This is a genomic window from Mesorhizobium sp. WSM4898 (assembly GCF_029625845.1).
Lineage (GTDB): Bacteria > Pseudomonadota > Alphaproteobacteria > Rhizobiales > Rhizobiaceae > Mesorhizobium.
Genome location: NZ_JARTVQ010000003.1, coordinates 658118 through 674374 on the forward strand (window position 1 = coordinate 658118; position 16257 = coordinate 674374).

The 16257-nt window shown below is 63.7% G+C and carries 19 protein-coding genes; 10 read left to right on the forward strand and 9 right to left on the reverse strand.

Features of this window, described 5'->3' with window-relative positions; all coding sequences use genetic code 11:
* Nucleotides 1-18 precede the first annotated feature (18 nt).
* Entirely contained in the window at nucleotides 19-726 is a 708-nt protein-coding gene (locus P9228_RS18005) for a transporter substrate-binding domain-containing protein (RefSeq protein WP_278054641.1), read from the forward strand.
* Between the two features lie 18 nt (nucleotides 727-744).
* On the opposite strand, the gene P9228_RS18010 is transcribed toward P9228_RS18005, so the two are convergent.
* The 5 genes from P9228_RS18010 to P9228_RS18030 all read right to left on the reverse strand — a co-directional run bounded on the left by P9228_RS18010 (nucleotide 745) and on the right by P9228_RS18030 (nucleotide 4694).
* Complete coding sequence (locus P9228_RS18010) at nucleotides 745-1089, reverse strand: cupin domain-containing protein (protein WP_095824721.1); 345 nt, start codon at nucleotides 1087-1089, stop codon at nucleotides 745-747.
* Between the two features lie 5 nt (nucleotides 1090-1094).
* Complete coding sequence (locus P9228_RS18015) at nucleotides 1095-2375, reverse strand: O-acetylhomoserine aminocarboxypropyltransferase (RefSeq protein ID WP_278054644.1); 1281 nt, start codon at nucleotides 2373-2375, stop codon at nucleotides 1095-1097.
* 157 nt (nucleotides 2376-2532) lie between these two features.
* Nucleotides 2533-3054 carry a CoA-binding protein gene (locus tag P9228_RS18020; protein WP_278054645.1) on the reverse strand — a complete coding sequence of 174 codons (522 nt, stop codon included), beginning with the start codon at nucleotides 3052-3054 and terminating at the stop codon, nucleotides 2533-2535.
* Nucleotides 3051-3827, reverse strand: a complete 777-nt coding sequence (locus P9228_RS18025) for an AAA family ATPase (RefSeq protein ID WP_278054647.1) — start codon at nucleotides 3825-3827, stop codon at nucleotides 3051-3053. The genes P9228_RS18020 and P9228_RS18025 overlap by 4 nt, the downstream gene beginning before the upstream one ends.
* A 45-nt stretch (nucleotides 3828-3872) precedes the next feature.
* On the reverse strand, nucleotides 3873-4694 hold the full coding sequence (locus P9228_RS18030) for an enoyl-CoA hydratase (RefSeq protein WP_278054649.1): 822 nt from the start codon (nucleotides 4692-4694) through the stop codon (nucleotides 3873-3875).
* A gap of 148 nt (nucleotides 4695-4842) precedes the next feature.
* Here P9228_RS18030 and P9228_RS18035 point away from each other — a divergent pair, with 148 nt between their 5' ends.
* The 3 genes from P9228_RS18035 to rpsI all read left to right on the forward strand — a co-directional run bounded on the left by P9228_RS18035 (nucleotide 4843) and on the right by rpsI (nucleotide 6470).
* Nucleotides 4843-5304, forward strand: coding sequence for a PaaI family thioesterase (locus P9228_RS18035; RefSeq protein WP_095801293.1), 462 nt, complete (start codon nucleotides 4843-4845; stop codon nucleotides 5302-5304).
* A gap of 225 nt (nucleotides 5305-5529) precedes the next feature.
* Nucleotides 5530-5994 carry a 50S ribosomal protein L13 gene (gene rplM, locus P9228_RS18040; RefSeq protein WP_066989450.1) on the forward strand — a complete coding sequence of 155 codons (465 nt, stop codon included), beginning with the start codon at nucleotides 5530-5532 and terminating at the stop codon, nucleotides 5992-5994.
* The gene (rpsI, locus tag P9228_RS18045) at nucleotides 5994-6470 is read left to right on the forward strand and encodes a 30S ribosomal protein S9 (RefSeq protein WP_127246950.1); all 477 of its coding nucleotides are present in this window, start codon (nucleotides 5994-5996) and stop codon (nucleotides 6468-6470) included. The genes rplM and rpsI overlap by 1 nt, the downstream gene beginning before the upstream one ends.
* Before the next feature lie 57 nt (nucleotides 6471-6527).
* Here rpsI and P9228_RS18050 read toward each other — a convergent pair whose 3' ends face one another.
* Complete coding sequence (locus P9228_RS18050; RefSeq protein ID WP_278054652.1) at nucleotides 6528-7436, reverse strand: LysR family transcriptional regulator; 909 nt, start codon at nucleotides 7434-7436, stop codon at nucleotides 6528-6530.
* A 95-nt stretch (nucleotides 7437-7531) separates the two neighbouring features.
* Between P9228_RS18050 and P9228_RS18055 the strand changes: the two genes are divergently transcribed.
* On the forward strand, nucleotides 7532-8404 hold the full coding sequence (locus P9228_RS18055; RefSeq protein ID WP_278054654.1) for an aldo/keto reductase family oxidoreductase: 873 nt from the start codon (nucleotides 7532-7534) through the stop codon (nucleotides 8402-8404).
* Between the two features lie 211 nt (nucleotides 8405-8615).
* On the opposite strand, the gene P9228_RS18060 is transcribed toward P9228_RS18055, so the two are convergent.
* On the reverse strand, nucleotides 8616-9674 hold the full coding sequence (locus P9228_RS18060) for a glycerophosphodiester phosphodiesterase family protein (RefSeq protein ID WP_278054656.1): 1059 nt from the start codon (nucleotides 9672-9674) through the stop codon (nucleotides 8616-8618).
* Between the two features lie 232 nt (nucleotides 9675-9906).
* On the opposite strand from P9228_RS18060, the gene speB reads away from it, so the two are divergent.
* Complete coding sequence (gene speB, locus P9228_RS18065) at nucleotides 9907-10908, forward strand: agmatinase (protein WP_067000830.1); 1002 nt, start codon at nucleotides 9907-9909, stop codon at nucleotides 10906-10908.
* Nucleotides 10909-10937: 29 nt separating this feature from the next.
* Entirely contained in the window at nucleotides 10938-11870 is a 933-nt protein-coding gene (argC, locus tag P9228_RS18070) for an N-acetyl-gamma-glutamyl-phosphate reductase (RefSeq protein WP_278054658.1), read from the forward strand.
* 22 nt (nucleotides 11871-11892) lie between these two features.
* On the opposite strand, the gene P9228_RS18075 is transcribed toward argC, so the two are convergent.
* Nucleotides 11893-12984 carry a COX15/CtaA family protein gene (locus P9228_RS18075; RefSeq protein ID WP_278054660.1) on the reverse strand — a complete coding sequence of 364 codons (1092 nt, stop codon included), beginning with the start codon at nucleotides 12982-12984 and terminating at the stop codon, nucleotides 11893-11895.
* Between the two features lie 152 nt (nucleotides 12985-13136).
* Between P9228_RS18075 and P9228_RS18080 the strand changes: the two genes are divergently transcribed.
* Together P9228_RS18080 and P9228_RS18085 are read left to right on the forward strand one after the other, a co-directional pair.
* Nucleotides 13137-13352 carry a DUF2842 domain-containing protein gene (locus P9228_RS18080; RefSeq protein ID WP_067330098.1) on the forward strand — a complete coding sequence of 72 codons (216 nt, stop codon included), beginning with the start codon at nucleotides 13137-13139 and terminating at the stop codon, nucleotides 13350-13352.
* A gap of 86 nt (nucleotides 13353-13438) precedes the next feature.
* The gene (locus P9228_RS18085) at nucleotides 13439-13864 is read left to right on the forward strand and encodes a hypothetical protein (protein ID WP_278054663.1); all 426 of its coding nucleotides are present in this window, start codon (nucleotides 13439-13441) and stop codon (nucleotides 13862-13864) included.
* On the opposite strand, the gene P9228_RS18090 is transcribed toward P9228_RS18085, so the two are convergent.
* Nucleotides 13861-14919 carry a polysaccharide deacetylase family protein gene (locus P9228_RS18090; RefSeq protein ID WP_278054665.1) on the reverse strand — a complete coding sequence of 353 codons (1059 nt, stop codon included), beginning with the start codon at nucleotides 14917-14919 and terminating at the stop codon, nucleotides 13861-13863. The two genes, P9228_RS18085 and P9228_RS18090, sit on opposite strands and share 4 nt — an antisense overlap.
* Nucleotides 14920-15000: 81 nt before the next feature.
* Here P9228_RS18090 and P9228_RS18095 point away from each other — a divergent pair, with 81 nt between their 5' ends.
* The gene (locus P9228_RS18095) at nucleotides 15001-16230 is read left to right on the forward strand and encodes a GNAT family N-acetyltransferase (RefSeq protein ID WP_278054667.1); all 1230 of its coding nucleotides are present in this window, start codon (nucleotides 15001-15003) and stop codon (nucleotides 16228-16230) included.
* Nucleotides 16231-16257 lie beyond the last annotated feature (27 nt).

A 16257-nucleotide genomic window follows, 5' to 3' on the forward strand; every position in this document is an offset into this window, starting at 1 on the left:
AATCCGAAGGCCTGGAAAATGAGATTCGCCTTTCTGCAGGAACCTCCCTTCTGCTTCACCGATGCATCCGGGAAAGTCGGCGGCTGCGACGCTATGCTGGCCGAGAAGATCTTCGCGATGTCCGAAACGACGGCTTTCACGCCCGTCGAGACTGAATTCGCCGAGTTGCTGCCGGGACTGGCCGACGGTCGCTGGGACATGACCACCGGCCTGTTCATCTCGGAAGAGCGCAGCAAGCTGGTGGACTTCAGTCGCCCGATCTGGTCGCTGCCGGACGGCTTGATGGTCGCCAAGGGCAACCCGCTCGACCTTGAAGGCTATCGCTCTCTTGCAGGCCACCCCTCCGCGAGGCTTGGCGTGATATCGAACCAGATCCAGCATCGGACGGCCCTGCAGAATGGCGTGCCGCCGGAGCGGATCAGTGTGTTCACCACGCAGGCCCAAGCGGCGGAGGCGGTGGCTACCGGCATGGTGCAGGCCTATGCCAGCGTCGCCATGGCGCATCGCGGCTACATCGCGCGGCGACCGGCTACTCTGGCCGATGTCATTGACGTTCCCGCGTCCGAACGGCTGCCCGCCGCCGGCGCGTTTGCGGTCGCCAAAGGCAACGACGCGTTGAGGCGGCGTGTGGATGATTGTCTGGGCGACCTGCTTGGAAGCCGGTGGCACCGCGACCTGATGGCCGGATTCGGTTTCTCCGAAGCGGATGTCGACCGGCTGCTCTAACAGCCCGGCAAGCGCGCTTCACAGCTTGATCACATATTCCTTGCGAGTCGTCTCCACCACTTCCCAGGTCCCTTTGAAACCCGGCCGCAGCACAAAACTGTCGCCGGCCTTGACCGTGCGCGCGTCGCCGCCGTCTTCGGCGATCACCGAGACGCCGGACAGGATGTGGCAGAATTCCCATTCGTCATAGACGATGCGCCACTTGCCCGGCGTCGCTTCCCAGATGCCGGCATAAAGGCTGCCGTCCCGCTCCTCGACATTCCAGGTGCGGAATTTCGGATCGCCGGAGATCAAGCGTTCCGGGGCCGGCGCGCCGGCCTCCGGCTCGACAGTTTCGGGATCAACCGCGAGAAAGGCGGACATCGCGCTCAGACCTTGCTCAGCGCCTGTTCGAGGTCGGCGACGATGTCGTTGACGTCCTCGATGCCGATCGACAGGCGGACCGTGTCCGGGCCGGCACCGGCCTTTACCTTCTGCTCGTCGGACAGTTGCCGGTGTGTGGTCGAGGCCGGGTGAATGACCAGCGACTTGGTGTCGCCAACATTGGCGAGGTGCGAGAACAGTTCCAGCGCCTCGACGAACTTGACGCCGGCCTCGTAGCCGGCCTTGAGGCCAAAGGTGAAAACGGCGCCGGCACCCTGCGGCGAGTATTTCTTCTGCAGCGCATTGTTCTTGTCGCTCGACAGTCCGGGATAGTTCACCCAGGCGACTTTTGGATGGTTGGAAAGCCAGGCGGCGACGCTCGCGGCGTTGTCGCAATGACGCTGCATCCTGAGCGGCAAGGTTTCCAGGCCGGTCAGGATCAGGAAGGCGTTGAAGGGCGAGATCGCCGGGCCGAGGTCGCGCAGGCCGAGCACGCGCGCGGCAATGGCAAAGGCGAAGTTGCCGAAAGTCTCGTGCAGGACGAGGCCGCCATATTCAGGGCGAGGCTCCGACAGCATCGGGTATTTGCCCGACTTCGACCAATCGAAGGTGCCGCCGTCGACGATGGCGCCGCCGATCGAATTGCCGTGGCCGCCGATGAACTTGGTCAGCGAATGCACCACGATGTCGGCGCCATGCTCGATCGGCCGCACGAGATAGGGCGAGGCCAGCGTGTTGTCGACGATCAGCGGCAGGCCGTGCCTGCGAGCGATGTCGCCGATCTTCTCGATGTCGACGAAGATGCCGCCCGGATTGGCGAGGCTTTCGATGAAGATCGCCCTGGTGTTGTCGTCGATTTGGCTCTCAAAGGTCGATGGATCGTTGGTATCGGCCCAGCGGACCTCCCAGCCATAATTCTTGAAGGCGTGGCCGAATTGGTTGATGGAGCCGCCATAAAGCTTTGTGGCAGATACGAAATTGTCACCCGGCCGCATCAGATTGTGGAAGACGATGACCTGGGCGGCGTGGCCGGAGGCGACGGCCAGCGCGGCAGTGCCACCTTCGAGCGCGGCGAGACGCTCCTCGAGAACCGCCTGCGTCGGGTTCATGATGCGGGTATAGATGTTGCCGAAGGCCTTCAGCCCGAACAGCGAGGCGGCGTGGTCGGCGTCATCGAAGACATAGGAGGTGGTCTGATAGATCGGCGTGGCGCGCGCGCCGGTCGCCGGGTCCGGCTTGGCGCCGGCATGGACGGCGAGCGTGTTGAAACCGGGCGTACGGGTCATCGAAGCCTCCCTCTCAAACTTGCGAAAATCGCGGGCATTCTTGGCCAAGCGCGGTCGTGAATGCAAAGAACAAAATACCTTTCGGCGTGCGATCTGCGGCGAACGCCCGGGAAAATCCATTTCTTCCCGGAATAATTTTGCGCGCCTGGTTGTCCGCCTATTTCTGGCGCACGCCAAAACTCTGGAAACCCTTGCGCATCAATGGCTTCTTCGACGATAGCACGCCGGAGTTGACGCCGGTCCAGCCGATCTCGCCCGACAGCTTGCCATATTCGATCTTGGGACAGCGGTTCATGACCACCTTGATGCCGGCTGCCTCGGCGCGCGCGGCGGCCTCGTCATGGCGAACACCTAGCTGCATCCAAACGACCTTCGGCAGCGGATCGAGCTTCAGTACCTGCTCGACGATGCCAGGGACAGCGGCCGAGCCGCGAAAAATGTCGATCATGTCGACCGGATGCGGCAGGTCGGCCAGGCTGGCATAGACCGTCTGTCCAAGGATCTGCTTGCCGGCATGACCGGGATTGATCGGCGATACCGAAAAACCCTTGGCCAGCAGATATTTCAGCACGAAATAGCTCGGCCGCACGTCGTTGGGCGAGGCGCCGATCATGGCAATGGTCTTCACCGAGTTCAGAATGCCGGCAATGTAGCTGTTGTCGTAGGCGTCGTGATTCATGGCTCGTCCTCATACAGCGCTTCGGCGAGAAAGGCAGCCGGATCGCTGCAGAAGTCACGCATCATGCGAAAATGATCGGTGTCTTGAAAATCAATCAGATCGAGGCCGAAGCGGCTGATGCGGAAGAGCCGCGCGTTCGGGCAGGCCATCAGCAACGGCGAGTGCGTCGCCATGATCACCTGCGCCGTACCGGACCGCTCCATGCGCTGAAGCAGCTTCAGCAACTCGATCTGGCGCGCCGGCGAGAGCGCGCTTTCCGGCTCGTCGAGGATGTAGATGCCCTGTCGTCGGCAGCGTTCCTCGAAGAAGCGGATGAACCCTTCGCCATGCGACCATGACAGGAAGTCCGGCGGCGCTCCGCCAGACTCCAGCGCCGCATGGTCAAGATGACGAGCCACGGAGTAAAAGGACTCCGCCCGGAAGAACCAGCCCGCGGTGACCTTCGGCAGCCAATGGCAGCGCAGCGCAGCGGCAAGCGCCGCACCGTTCTTGTCGATGGCGCCTGAGTGGTCGACGGGCATATAGCCTTTGCCGCCGCCGGCCTCGTCATAGCCAGCCAGCGCGCCGATGGCTTCGAGCAGCGTCGATTTGCCGGTGCCGTTCTCGCCAACGATGATGGTGATGGCCGACGTGAATTCGAACTCGAATTCGCGATCCCGGAAGATCGGCAGGCTCCATGGATATCCATCCCAATCCGCGACGCGCGAAGGCTCAAGCAGAATGCGCTTGAGATAGGGCGCTTTCAGCCGCGTCAGTTGCTTGCGGGCAGCCACGTCGGACCTTCAATCATAAAAAAGCGCGCTGCATTCTCGGGTCAATTATTCGTCGGCCCATTCCGGCTTGCGCTTGCCGATGAAGGCGCCGATGCCTTCCTCGGCGTCGCGCGCCAGCATGTTTTCCACCATCACACGGCCGGTATAGGCGTAGGCGTCGGCCAGCCCCATTTCGGCCTGGGCGTAGAACGCCTCCTTGCCGGTCTTGACCACCAAAGACGATTTTGAAGCAATGGTTTGCGCGTATTTGTTGACAACCTGATTCAGATATTCGCGCGGCACGATCCGGTTGACGAGACCGAACTCCTTGGCCGTCGCCGCATCGATCGTCTCGCCGGTGAGAAGCATTTCCATCGCCTGCTTGCGCGAGACGTTGCGCGACAGCGCAACCATCGGCGTCGAGCAGAACAGGCCGATATTGACGCCGGGCGTGCAGAAGGTCGCTTCGTGCGAGGCGATGGCGAGGTCGCAGCTCGCGACAAGCTGCAGTCCGGCCGCGGTAGCCAGACCGTCGACCTCGGCGATCACCGGCCTCGGATGGCGCACGATGGTCTGCATCAGCTTTGCGCAGGCGACAAAGGTCTTTTCGAAGAAGGCGCGGCCGCGATCCGGTTCGGCGCGGCGCGCCGTCATTTCCTTGAGGTCGTGGCCGGCGCAAAACACTTTGCCTGACGCTGCCAGGATGATGACGCGTACGGATTTGTCGTCCTTCACGCGGTCGAACTCGGCCTGCAGCGCCGCCATCGTCGCCAGCGACAGCGCGTTGGCCGGCGGGCTTGCAAGAGTGAGGCGCAGCACGCCCTTGTCTTGGCTGACAAGAACCGGGCCGTCGGCGACGGCGGGCTTGATAGCAACGACTTCGGCCATTTTTGAACCTCTCGATCAGCGGTCCCGGGTTATGGAGCAACAGAACTAACATGCTGCCGATTGAAGAACAGCCGCGAGACGTGTTTTCTCCGTGGCACCGTTTGGTCCAGGCGCGCCGCCTGGAACTTCCCGTATATAGGAATCGCGCATGCCCGCTCAAAGCAATCTCAAGCCGGTGCTGACCGCAGCCGAAGTAAACGGGCTGATGGCAAGCGTCTATCCGCAGCTCAACGACCAGTTCTCCTTTTATGAGGCGCTGGAAGTGTTTCCGGGCGGCTGCACGGTGCGGCTCAATGCCGACCAGCGGCATCTGCGTCCCGGCGGCACCGTCTCGGGTCCGGCGCTGTTCACGCTTGCCGACATCGGCGGCTATGTGTGCGTGCTCAGCCATGCCGGGCCGGATGCGCTTTCGGTGACGACCAATCTCAACATCAACTTCATGCGCAAGGCCGAGGCCGGACCGATTGACGGCCATTGCCGTATCCTCAAGCTCGGAAAGAGCCTGATGGTCTTCGACATCGACATCGTCGCCGGGGCCGACCGGCACACGGTGGCCCACGCCACCGGGACCTATTCGATCCCGCCGAAGCGAATGGATGAGGTAAAATAATACCGTTTCGCCAGTTGGTTGTTTTTGCTTTATTTTCAGCGCCAGTAGAGTTTCCGCTTGGCTTGACGCATCCGGCGCCCTCGCCTATAAGCCGTCACGAAACAGCGGCCGAAAGGGCCGCCGTTTTGTTATTGCCGGACGGCTTGGCCTCTCCGTCAATTCAAGCAACAAAAAACGCCTGTTCCTGCCGTTCGCGGATAGGACGGTCAACCTGAGAGCAAAACCATGGCTACCTTTTCGCAGAAGCCTGCGGATGTGGTGAAGAAGTGGGTGTTGATCGACGCCGAGGGTCTCGTCGTCGGCCGCCTTGCCACTGTCATCGCCAACCATCTGCGCGGCAAGCACAAGCCCACTTTCACCCCGCATGTCGATGATGGCGACAATGTCATCGTCATCAATGCCGACAAGGTGGTGTTCACCGGCAAGAAGTACACCGACAAGGTCTATTACTGGCACACCGGCCATCCCGGCGGCATCAAGGAGCGCACCGCGCGCCAGCTGCTCGAGGGCCGCTTCCCCGAGCGCGTCGTCGAGAAGGCTGTCGAACGCATGATCCCGCGCGGCCCGCTTGGCCGCCGCCAGATGAAGAATCTCCGCGTCTATGCAGGCACTGAGCATCCGCACGCGGCCCAGCAGCCCGTCACGCTCGACGTGGCCAAGCTGAACTCCAAGAACAAGAGGGCCTCGTAATGGCTGAGCTTTCCTCGCTCGCAGAACTCGGGACTGTCACGACCGCCGCGCAGCCGGCCGCGCCTGTCCACGTCCAGAAGCTCGACAAGTCGGGCCGCGCCTATGCCACCGGCAAGCGCAAGAACGCGATCGCGCGCGTCTGGGTGAAGCCGGGCTCCGGCAAGATCATCGTCAACGACAAGGAATTCGCGACCTATTTCGCGCGTCCCGTGCTGCAGATGATCCTCAACCAGCCGATCGTCGCCGCCAACCGCGCCGGCCAGTACGACATCGTCGTCACCGTCATCGGCGGCGGTCTCTCCGGCCAGGCGGGCGCCGTGCGTCACGGCATCTCCAAGGCGCTGACCTATTACGAGCCGGGCCTGCGTTCGGTGCTCAAGAAGGGCGGCTTTCTCACCCGCGACAGCCGCGTGGTCGAGCGCAAGAAATACGGCAAGGCCAAGGCGCGCCGCAGCTTCCAGTTCTCGAAGCGCTAAGCGCTACGGGTCCCCAGCTTTCGAAAAGGCCGCCTCCGGGCGGCTTTTTTGTTTCCGTCACCAGTGCCCGGCCGGCGTTTTTATGTAGTCGATGAACGCGCGCAGCGGCGCCGGCACCAAGCGCCGGCCAGGGTAATAAAGAAACGGCCCCGAGAAGCTTTGCCACCAGGGCTGGAGCACAGGTTCCAGAACGCCGCTGTCGAAATACGGGCGCACCCAGTCCTCGAAGAGCCAAAGGATGCCGACGCCGGCGATCGCCGCTTCGACAGCGAGATCGACGCCTCCACCGATGCTGACGACCAACGGCCCCGTCGGATCGACCCGCACCACCTCGCCCTCCCGCTCGAATTCCCAGGGCGTCATGACCCCGCTCGGGAAGCGGCCGCGCACGCAGGCATGGCCAAGCAGGTCGCGCGGGTGCTGCGGCCGACCGTGCCGGTCAAGGTAGGACGGCGCGGCGGAGGTCGTGAAGCGCTGCGCGCGCGGTCCGATCGGCACCGCGATCATGTCCTGCTCCAGCCGCTCGTCATAGCGGATTCCGGCGTCGCAGCCGGCCGCCAGCACATCGACAAAGTTCTCCTCGGCGATCACCTCCAGGCGAATGGCGGGATAGGCCGCGAGAAATCGCGGAACGATTTTGGGCAGCACCAGCCGCGAGGCGCTTATCGGCACGTTGAGACGCAAGGTTCCGGCGGGCCGGTCGCGAAAGCCGTTCACCACATCGAGCGCAGCTTCTACCTCGCCCAATGCGGGCCCTAGCCGCGCCAGCAGGCTGGCACCGGCCTCGGTCAAAGCAACGCTGCGCGTGGTGCGGTTGAAGAGCCTAACACCGAGTTGGGTTTCCAGACGGCGGATGGCTTCGCTGAGCGCTGACGCGCTGCCGGCCGTGGCGCGAGCTGCTTCGCGAAAGCCGCCGGCGCGCGCCACGGCCATGAATGCCTGGAGATCGTTGAGTTCGGCCGCCATTGTCCCAAATTTCGTACAAGCTGTGCCGAATATAGCTGGTTATCGGGACAGCGGCTATGCCTTATCTCCCTCGCCGGCAACGAAGGAGAAGCACGATGTCCAGCGTAAACAAATCCGGCACCTATAAACTCGGCGAGCGGTCGGTCCGCCGCCTCGGCTACGGCGCCATGCAGCTCGCAGGCAAAGGAGTCTTCGGTCCACCGAAAGACCATGACGCGGCCATCGCCGTGCTGCGCGAAGCCATAGCGCAAGGCGTGAACCATATCGACACCAGCGATTACTATGGTCCGCACGTCACCAACAAGCTGATCCGCGAGGCGCTATTGCCCTACCCCGACGACCTCACCATCGTCACAAAGATCGGCGCCCGTCGTGGCGAAGACGCCTCCTGGCTGCCGGCCTTCACAGCCGATGAGCTCGAACAGGCCGTACACGACAATCTTCGCAATCTTGGCCTCGAGGTGATGGACGTCGTCAATCTGCGCATCATGTTCGGGATGCATGGTCCAGCCGAGGGCTCCATCGAGGCGCAGGTCACCAAGCTCGCCGAGCTTCAGCGCAAGGGCCTGGTGCGCAATATCGGCTTGAGCAACGTCACCCGAGCGCAAATCCAGGAAGGCCGCAAGATTTGCGACATCGTCTGCGTGCAGAACCAGTACAATCTGGCGCATCGCGAGGACGACGCGCTGATGGATGAACTGGCGCGCCACGGCATCGCCTATGTGCCGTTCTTTCCGCTTGGCGGCTTCAGCCCGTTGCAATCGTCGACGCTGTCCGGCGTGGCCGAGCGGCTCGGCGCGACGCCGATGCAGGTTGCGCTGGCATGGTTGTTGCAGCGTTCCCCCAACGTCCTTTTGATCCCGGGCACGTCGTCGGTCGGGCATCTGCGCGAGAACCTTGCGGCAGCGGAACTGGAATTGTCGGACGAAGTGCTGGCCGAGTTGGAGGGCGAGGCGAAAGCCGCCTAGGTCAAGCGCCGTCATCCCACCCGCGCCAGCGGCGCCACTTCCCCATCAAGAGGAGGTACCGCGCCTATCTTTCGGCGTCCCATTTGCAGCGTCCCGCAGCCGTTGTAGCACTCGACCGCCGGCGAGCTTGGCGCAACTTCGACCTCCCCGCGATGGCTCCTCGATGGGGAGGTCGGCGCGAGCTCTCGGTGGGGTGGAGCACCGACGCCAGCTAATTGATGCTCGCCGTGCGCGCCGGCTCAGCCGGGCGCGCCTCGTCCATATAAGGCACGCGATAGCCATTGGCAGCCAGCCATTCGATCGCCGCTTTTGGCTCGTCGGTCTGGATGATGGTGGCGCCGCGATCGACCCAAAAACCCCAAGCCTCGCGCGGCAGGCTGGCAGCGACCGCCAGCTCGTCGCCACGGCCGCCGGCAAGGAAGCCGCCCGGCTTGTTGACGATGACATAAGTATCGGCCCAGAGGTGCCAGTCACCGCGGACGGCTGTAGCCCGCATGCGCGTGCTGAACAGCGGGCCGCCGTTTGCGGTCAACGTCTCGGCGCCGTTGCGCCAGTTGATCAGCTCGATAGCGCCTGGCGCGAACGCGTTGTCGACCTCGCCGGCAAAGGCGGCATCGTGCACGGCGTCATCGGCAAGGATCGGCATGAACTGGAAGCCGCCGCCCGCCTGGGCGAGCGCGGCCTTCGCGGCTTCAATGCGCGCCTGGTTCCACAGGTTCTCCTTGACGATCACCTGATCGGCCATGCCGAGATCGCGGGCGACCGCGATCATGCCTGGCAGGTCCGTCACCTCGAGCTTGTTGTCGAGATTGATCAGGATCCTGTCCCTGGTCGTCAGCAGCATCTCGCGCAGCGTCAACACCGGCTCGCTGGTGACGGCGCCGGTGCCCTCGATCACCAGCCGGCACTTCTTCAGTTCCGCCAGCGTATATTCCACCACCTCGCCCTTGCAGTTCGTGGTGCGGTCGAGCCAGCTGTCATGCACGATGACGAACGCGCCGTCCTTCGAGCGCCTCACATCGACCTCGACGATCTCGGCGCCGATCGCGATCGAGCCCTCGACCGCGGCAAGCGAATTCTCGGCATAAAGCGTCTTGCCGGCCTGCATGCTGCCGGCCCGATGCGCCGCGATCATCACATGATCGCGCCACTGGTTGGCGTGTTCGAAGCGGTCGAGGATTTGGGCGGCGCGCGTCTCACCGGCTAAGGTTTGACTCGAGGCAGTCGCAAGCGCGGCGGACAGAAGAAGGCTCAGCCAGAGTGTTCGCATCGGGGAATCGCTCCGTTCCGGGTCGGGACCCGGTTAGGCGATGCCCATGACAGGGAGGTGAACGAAGCCGGCTAGCTGTTTGCTCAAATTTGTTTGGCGAGGCGTCATGGCGAGACAAATCCTGTGTTGCCGTGGCACTCCTCGAGCGCCGCTCGATATCGGCAAGCTGTGACTGGCAAGTTGCGTGCCGGTTCTGTAGTTGTGGCTCCCCGATGACAACCGAGGACCCGTAATGGCGAACCAAGAGATCGACCACGCCTTCACCGCCCGTTCCAAAACGGGGGCGTCGCTCGAGCCGACCTATGCCGGCGCGCTGTCGTTCATGCGGCGCAAATATACGAAGGATGCGAAGGGCGCGGACGCCGTCGTGTGGGGCATTCCCTTCGACGCCGCGGTCACCAATCGTCCCGGCGCGCGCTTCGGGCCGCAGGCGATTCGCCGCGCCTCGGCGATCCTCGACAACGATCCGCAATATCCGTTCTCGCGCGACCTGTTCGAACAGCTCGCCGTGGTCGACTACGGCGATTGCCTGCTCGACAGCGGCAACCACCAGAAGACGCCCGGTACGATCGAGCGCGAGGCGGCCAAGATCCTGAGCTCAGGCGCATTTCTTTTGACGCTCGGCGGCGATCATTTCGTCACTTGGCCGCTGCTGAAGGCGCATGCAGCGATCCATGGGCCGCTGGCCCTGGTGCAGTTCGACGCGCATCAGGACACCTGGCCGGACGACGGCAGGCGCATCGATCACGGCTCCTTCGTCGCCCGCGCGGTCAAAGAAGGCGTCATCGATCCAGACCGCTCGATCCAGATCGGCATCCGCACCCATGCGCCGGACACGTTCGGCATCAAGATCATTTACGGCCATGAAGTCGAGGAGATGCGCGCCTCCGACATCGCCTACGCGATCGTGGAGCGCACAGGCGGCAGGAAGACCTATCTTACCTTCGACATCGATTGCCTCGACCCGGCGTTCGCGCCGGGCACCGGCACGCCTGTGGCCGGCGGCCCGTCTTCGGCCAAGATGCTTTCGACGCTGCGCCAACTCGGCCAGATCGATATCGTCGGCGCCGACGTCGTCGAGGTTGCGCCGGCCTATGATCATGCCGATATTACGGCGATCGCCGGATCGATCATCGCCATGCACTATCTCGGCCTGGTGGCCGAAAGGAAGGCGCGGCTCGACGACCTGAACAACGGCACTCATGCCGTGCTACATAACGCGCAAGGCATATAGCTCTGGAATTGCAGGGATTTTGGCAACCGATGAAACCGAAAATCTTCATTGACGGCGAACATGGCACGACAGGCCTGCAGATCAGGGCGCTGCTGGCCGACCGCGGCGACCTGGAGATCATCTCCATTCCCGCCGATCGCCGCAAGGAAGCCGCGGCCAGGGCCGAATTCCTCAACGCCGCCGATGTCGCGATCCTCTGTCTGCCGGATGCCGCGGCCAAGGAAAGCGTATCGCTGATCGAGAACGATACGACCAAGGTCATCGACGCTTCGACCGCGCATCGTGTGGCCGAAGGCTGGGAATATGGCTTTGCCGAGATGGACAAGGATCAGGCCAACAAGATCGCCAGCGCAAAACGCATCGCCAATCCCGGCTGCTGGCCGCAGGGCCCTATCGCGACGCTGCGTCCGCTGGTCTCGGCCGGCCTGCTGCCTGCCGATTTCCCCGTCACCGTCAACGGCATCTCCGGCTATTCCGGCGGCGGCCGGCCGATGATCGAGGACTATGTCGGCAAGGGCGAGGACGCGCCTGAATTCCTGCCCTATGGGCTCACGTTGCAGCACAAGCATGTGCCGGAGCTCAGGACCTACGCGAAGCTGTCGCACGATCCGATCATGCAGCCCGCCGTCGGCAATTTCGCGCAAGGCATGATCACGGTGGTGCCGTTGCAGCTCGGCGGCCTCAACCGTGTGCCGAGCGGCGCGGAGCTTCATGCGGCGATCGCCGATCACTATGCGTCGGTCGGCCGCGGCGTGGTCGAGGTTGCGCCCTATACGCATATGGAGCGCATGCCGGAGATCGATCCGGAGGCCTATAACGGCACCAACCGGATGAAGGTCTATGTGTTTGCCAATGACGAGCGGGCGCAGGCGCTGCTCTTGGCCGTCTACGACAATCTCGGCAAGGGTGCTTCCGGCGCTGCCGTGCAGAATCTCGACCTGATGCTCGGCATCAAGCATTGAGCGACGATGCGCAAGGCGCGCCTCAGCCTCTGACGGCGATCTCGGTCGGCAGCGGATAGGCACCCTTGGTGCCGCGCCAGTGCGCGGCGGCGAAGCCGAGCACGATCAGCGCGACGCCTTGATGGGTGAGCGCCATATGCAGCGGCACCTGCATCAAAAGCGTGCCGATTCCGATCGAGGCCTGCGCCAGCACCAGCAGGAACAGCAGCGTGGCGCGGCGGGCATGCGTGGTGCCGGGCTGACGCCGCCTGGTGGCGATCATGTGCCAGAGCGCCACCGCAAAGAGCGTGTAAGCGCCGAGCCGGTGCACGAACTGCACCGTCTTCGGGTTCTCGAAGAAATTCAGCCAGGCAGGTTTCAAGAGCAGGAGATCGGCCGGGATCACCTTGCCGTCCATCAGCGGCCAGGTGTTGTAGGAGAGGCCGGCGTGGAGGCCGGCAACCAGGCCGCCGAGATAGATCTGGATCAGTGCCAAGAGCACGATCGCGCCGGCAAGCCGCTGGGCCGAGCGGTCGGCGGCGCGCTCGGAGTGCGGCGCCAATCCTCGCGCGACAACCATGGTGGCGGTGAAGATTAGCGCCGCGAGCGTCAGATGCGTCGCCAGCCGGTACTGGCTGACCGAGACACGGTCGACTAGACCCGAGGCCACCATCCACCAGCCGATGGCCCCCTGCAGGCCGCCGAGCAGAAGTATACCTAGAAGCTTCGGCCCGAGGCCGCGTTCGATGCGGCGCGTCGCCCAGAAGAACAGCAGCGGCAATGCGAAGACCGCGCCGGCGCTGCGGGCGAGGATGCGGTGCACCCATTCCCACCAGAAGAGCGACTTGAAAGCTTCTAAGCTCATGCCCTTGTTGAGCTCTGTATATTGGGGGATCTGCTGGTAGCGCTGGAACTCTTCCTGCCATTCGGCATCGTTGAGCGGCGGGATCACGCCGTGGATCGGCTGCCATTCGGTGATCGACAGGCCGGAACCGGTGAGCCTTGTGGCGCCGCCGACCAGCACCAGCGCGGCCAGCACGACCAGCACGAAATAGAGCCAGCCGCGCACCAGCGCGCGGTTGTGCAGATCGCGGTCGCGGGCGGCGTATGGGGCCGTGGTGGTTATGGCGGCCATGGGAGTTTCCCGGCAGTTGAAATCGCGGGATTGGTGGACCATGGCCGCCCGGCTGGCAAGACCGGACAGCGCGGCACGCCGTCGCGCCGGCCCGCGGCGGTTGCGCCCGCTCCGCAATCGGCCTAAGCGAGGCGGGTCAACGGGACCGCGACATGCCCATTCGCCTGAAAAAGCTGATCGGAACCATCCTGCTGGTGGCGCTGGTCGTCATCTACGCGCTGATCGCCTCGGCCATCGCGGTCACAAGGCTCGCCGAATACGGCTCCTTGGCGCATTTCCTGTTCTTCCTGCTCAGCGGCCTGCTCTGGGTGCTGCCGGCGATGGGCATCATCAAATGGCTGATCCTGGAGCCGCCTCAGAAGGGCTGAGCGCGGCCGCGCCAACGCTAACGTGATTCATACGTGATTGCGCATTGGGACTAACTTGCGTGGCTTGACCGCATGGCAGGGAGGGCTTGCGTCATGCCAAAAGCCTCGTTCGCGGGATTGATCCTGATCATCGCCTGCATGGCGGCCTCGATGGCAGCCGCCGAACCATCAACGTGTCGGACGATCATGGCGGCAGCGTCGCCGCGTACAGCCAGCGCTGGAAGGGGCTCGCCGCGCGCGGCGTCAATGTCCGCATCGTCGGCAAATGCCAGTCGGCCTGCACGGTGCTGCTCGGCTATATTCCCCGCAGCCGCATCTGCGTGACGCCTGCGGCAAGCTTCGGCTTCCATCTGGCGCACCGCACCGACATGACCGCCGTCTTGTGGAATGCCTATGCTGCCGACATCAGAGGCTGGATCAACGCGCATGGCGGGCTTGCGTCACAGCTCAAATGGATGAACGCGCCGGCACCTACCGCTATTTCCACAGATGCTGACGCCCCTTCGGGCTAAATGGTGACGACCATCTTGCCGGCGTTGGCAAGCGGCGTGGTCACACCCGACAGCATCGTGCGGATGTGGGCGACGCTCTGGTAGCGGCCGTTGACGGAAATGCGCGGCAGCGCATGCAGGAAGCCGGCATGCTCGGCTCTCAGGACGCCATGCCGGGTTGTCACCGCCGAGACATAGCCGGCATCACGAGCGAAGCCGACCTCGCGGCAGCCAACCGCGCTGGGGTAACCGTAGGGGTAAGCGAAGTGGCGCGGCTCTGCGCCCAGCCGTTCCATGAGAATACGGCGGACGTCGCCGATCTCGTGACGCGCTTCCGCCTCGGACAACCGCTTGAGGTTGCGGTGGTTGATGGTGTGCGCGCCGATCGTCACCAGCGGATGGGCGGCCACCCTGCGAATCTCATCCCAGCTCATCAGGGTGCCGGGGCGGCCGGTGCCGAGCTCGATGCCGTTGGAGCGCGCCAGTTCACGCAGCGCGGCGCCCTGTTCTTCCTCGGGGACCTCTAGGGTCAACCATGCGTTCAGCCTTGCAATGGTCTGGATCTTTCGGCCGGGTGTCGAGCAATCGACGACCGTCGATCCTCTCGCAGTCTTCAGCGTCAGGTGCGAGCCGGTGTCGACGATATCCTCGATGACTTCCCACCACAGGTCGACGGCACCGTCGATCAGGCCGGGCGCGACATAGATGGTGATCGGCGCACCGTGCTTCTCCAATACCGGCAGCGCCTCCGTCATGTTATCGCGATAGGCATCGTCGGCGGTGATGGTGGCGAACTGGCCGTGTTTGCCGCCCGCCCCGATGCGTTCGATCGCTTCATCAAGGGCAACAAAGGCATAGCCCCTTTCCTTCATGTCGGCGATCAGCTTGTCGAGGAAGGCAGGGGCGATGTTCAGATGGCGATTGACGCTGTTCGGCTTCTCGGGCGTCGCGGTCACGCGATGCAACATCAAGATGGCACCGATGCCGCCGACAAACGGCCTCGCCAGCGGAGCGAGACCGGTGTAGCGGGCAACGTTCAACGCCAGCTTCCGGATTGCCTCGGCCCCGTCGATCATTCCTTCACCTTTTGCGCCTAGGCTCATCCAAGAACCTACGCGAACCCCAGGTTGCAACCAATACGTCTTAAGGATTGAGGGATGGTTGACGCCGCCGCGTCATTTGACGGCAATCGCGTCGCTGCCAACGAAGCGCCGGCGCGTGCGCCTGCCTCGAGCCGAGGCAGACTGACGGCGGCGGTGACCGATGGCACCGGTCTTGCGGGCTATGCAGAATTCTGCGCTTCGGCGCTGTTTGCTCCGGCGCAGAGCGCGTCCTGGGTGAGCAACTGGGCGGCCAAGACCAAACCCGATATGGCGGTCGCCACGCTAAGCATCGAGGGTCGACCGGCTCTTTCGCTGGCGCTGGAAGTGGTCCGAAACGGCCCGTTCCGCGTCGCTCGTTTCACCGGCGGACGTCATGCCAACGGCAATTTCCCCGCAACCGACCCGCGGCTTTTGCCTGCTGTAAACGGTCCTGCGATACGCTCCCTGCTCTCGTCAATCGCCACGGCACGGCCCGACATCGACCTCGTTTCACTGGAGCGGCTGCTGCCCGATCTCGACGGCACCGCCAACCCGCTCGCCGCGTTGCCCAATTTTGCGAGCCCTAACCTTGCGCTGGCCGTCGACCTCGATGGCGGCTTCGAGGCGCTGCTCAGCCGCGCGAGCGGCAAGCGGAAGCGCAAGAAGCACCGCTCGCAGACGCGCAAGTTCGAGGCCGTCGGCAGCTTCCGCCGTATCGAGGGGCGAAGCCGCAAGGAGGTCGACAGGTTGCTCGACGCTTTCTTCGACATGAAGCAGGCGCGCTTCGCCAAGATGGGCATCGCCAACGTGTTCGGCGATGAAGGCGTGCGCGCCTTCTTCCGGGCGCTGTTTGCCGATGCGCTTGCCGAGCAGGAGCCATCCTTCCTGCTGCACGGGCTGGAGGTAGCGGGAAAACTTCGCGCCGTTACCGGCTCCAGCCGCTCAGGCAAGCGCCTGATCTGCGAGTTCGGCGCGATCGCCGAGGATGATCTCGCCTTCACCAGCCCCGGCGACTTCCTGTTCTTCGACAACATCCAGGAAGCCTGCGAGCAAGGCTTCGACCTCTATGATTTCTCGGTCGGCGACGAGCCCTACAAGCGGCTCTGGTGCGACATTGAGGTCCGGCATTTCGAGGTGCTGATGCCGCTGACGCTGAAAGGTCGCGTGCTAGCCACAGGGCTGCGGCAAGGCGCGCGGGCGAAGGCCTTCATCAAGAACAATCCGACGGTGTGGACACTGACCAAAAGCTTGCGCCGGAAGGCTGCCGGACAGGCCGCCCCTATTGTTGCCGAGGACGACGCCTGACCGTCGACCGTCAGCCCGAGACTCAAA

Coding starts and splice junctions, on each gene's coding strand:
- P9228_RS18005 (WP_278054641.1), top strand. CDS start 19: ATGAGATTCGCCTTTCTGCAGGAACCTCCCTTCTGCTTCACCGATGCA.
- P9228_RS18010 (WP_095824721.1), bottom strand. CDS start 1,089: ATGTCCGCCTTTCTCGCGGTTGATCCCGAAACTGTCGAGCCGGAGGCC.
- P9228_RS18015 (WP_278054644.1), bottom strand. CDS start 2,375: ATGACCCGTACGCCCGGTTTCAACACGCTCGCCGTCCATGCCGGCGCC.
- P9228_RS18020 (WP_278054645.1), bottom strand. CDS start 3,054: ATGAATCACGACGCCTACGACAACAGCTACATTGCCGGCATTCTGAAC.
- P9228_RS18030 (WP_278054649.1), bottom strand. CDS start 4,694: ATGGCCGAAGTCGTTGCTATCAAGCCCGCCGTCGCCGACGGCCCGGTT.
- P9228_RS18035 (WP_095801293.1), top strand. CDS start 4,843: ATGCCCGCTCAAAGCAATCTCAAGCCGGTGCTGACCGCAGCCGAAGTA.
- rplM (WP_066989450.1), top strand. CDS start 5,530: ATGGCTACCTTTTCGCAGAAGCCTGCGGATGTGGTGAAGAAGTGGGTG.
- rpsI (WP_127246950.1), top strand. CDS start 5,994: ATGGCTGAGCTTTCCTCGCTCGCAGAACTCGGGACTGTCACGACCGCC.
- P9228_RS18050 (WP_278054652.1), bottom strand. CDS start 7,436: ATGGCGGCCGAACTCAACGATCTCCAGGCATTCATGGCCGTGGCGCGC.
- P9228_RS18055 (WP_278054654.1), top strand. CDS start 7,532: ATGTCCAGCGTAAACAAATCCGGCACCTATAAACTCGGCGAGCGGTCG.
- P9228_RS18060 (WP_278054656.1), bottom strand. CDS start 9,674: ATGCGAACACTCTGGCTGAGCCTTCTTCTGTCCGCCGCGCTTGCGACT.
- speB (WP_067000830.1), top strand. CDS start 9,907: ATGGCGAACCAAGAGATCGACCACGCCTTCACCGCCCGTTCCAAAACG.
- argC (WP_278054658.1), top strand. CDS start 10,938: ATGAAACCGAAAATCTTCATTGACGGCGAACATGGCACGACAGGCCTG.
- P9228_RS18075 (WP_278054660.1), bottom strand. CDS start 12,984: ATGGCCGCCATAACCACCACGGCCCCATACGCCGCCCGCGACCGCGAT.
- P9228_RS18080 (WP_067330098.1), top strand. CDS start 13,137: ATGCCCATTCGCCTGAAAAAGCTGATCGGAACCATCCTGCTGGTGGCG.
- P9228_RS18090 (WP_278054665.1), bottom strand. CDS start 14,919: ATGATCGACGGGGCCGAGGCAATCCGGAAGCTGGCGTTGAACGTTGCC.
- P9228_RS18095 (WP_278054667.1), top strand. CDS start 15,001: ATGGTTGACGCCGCCGCGTCATTTGACGGCAATCGCGTCGCTGCCAAC.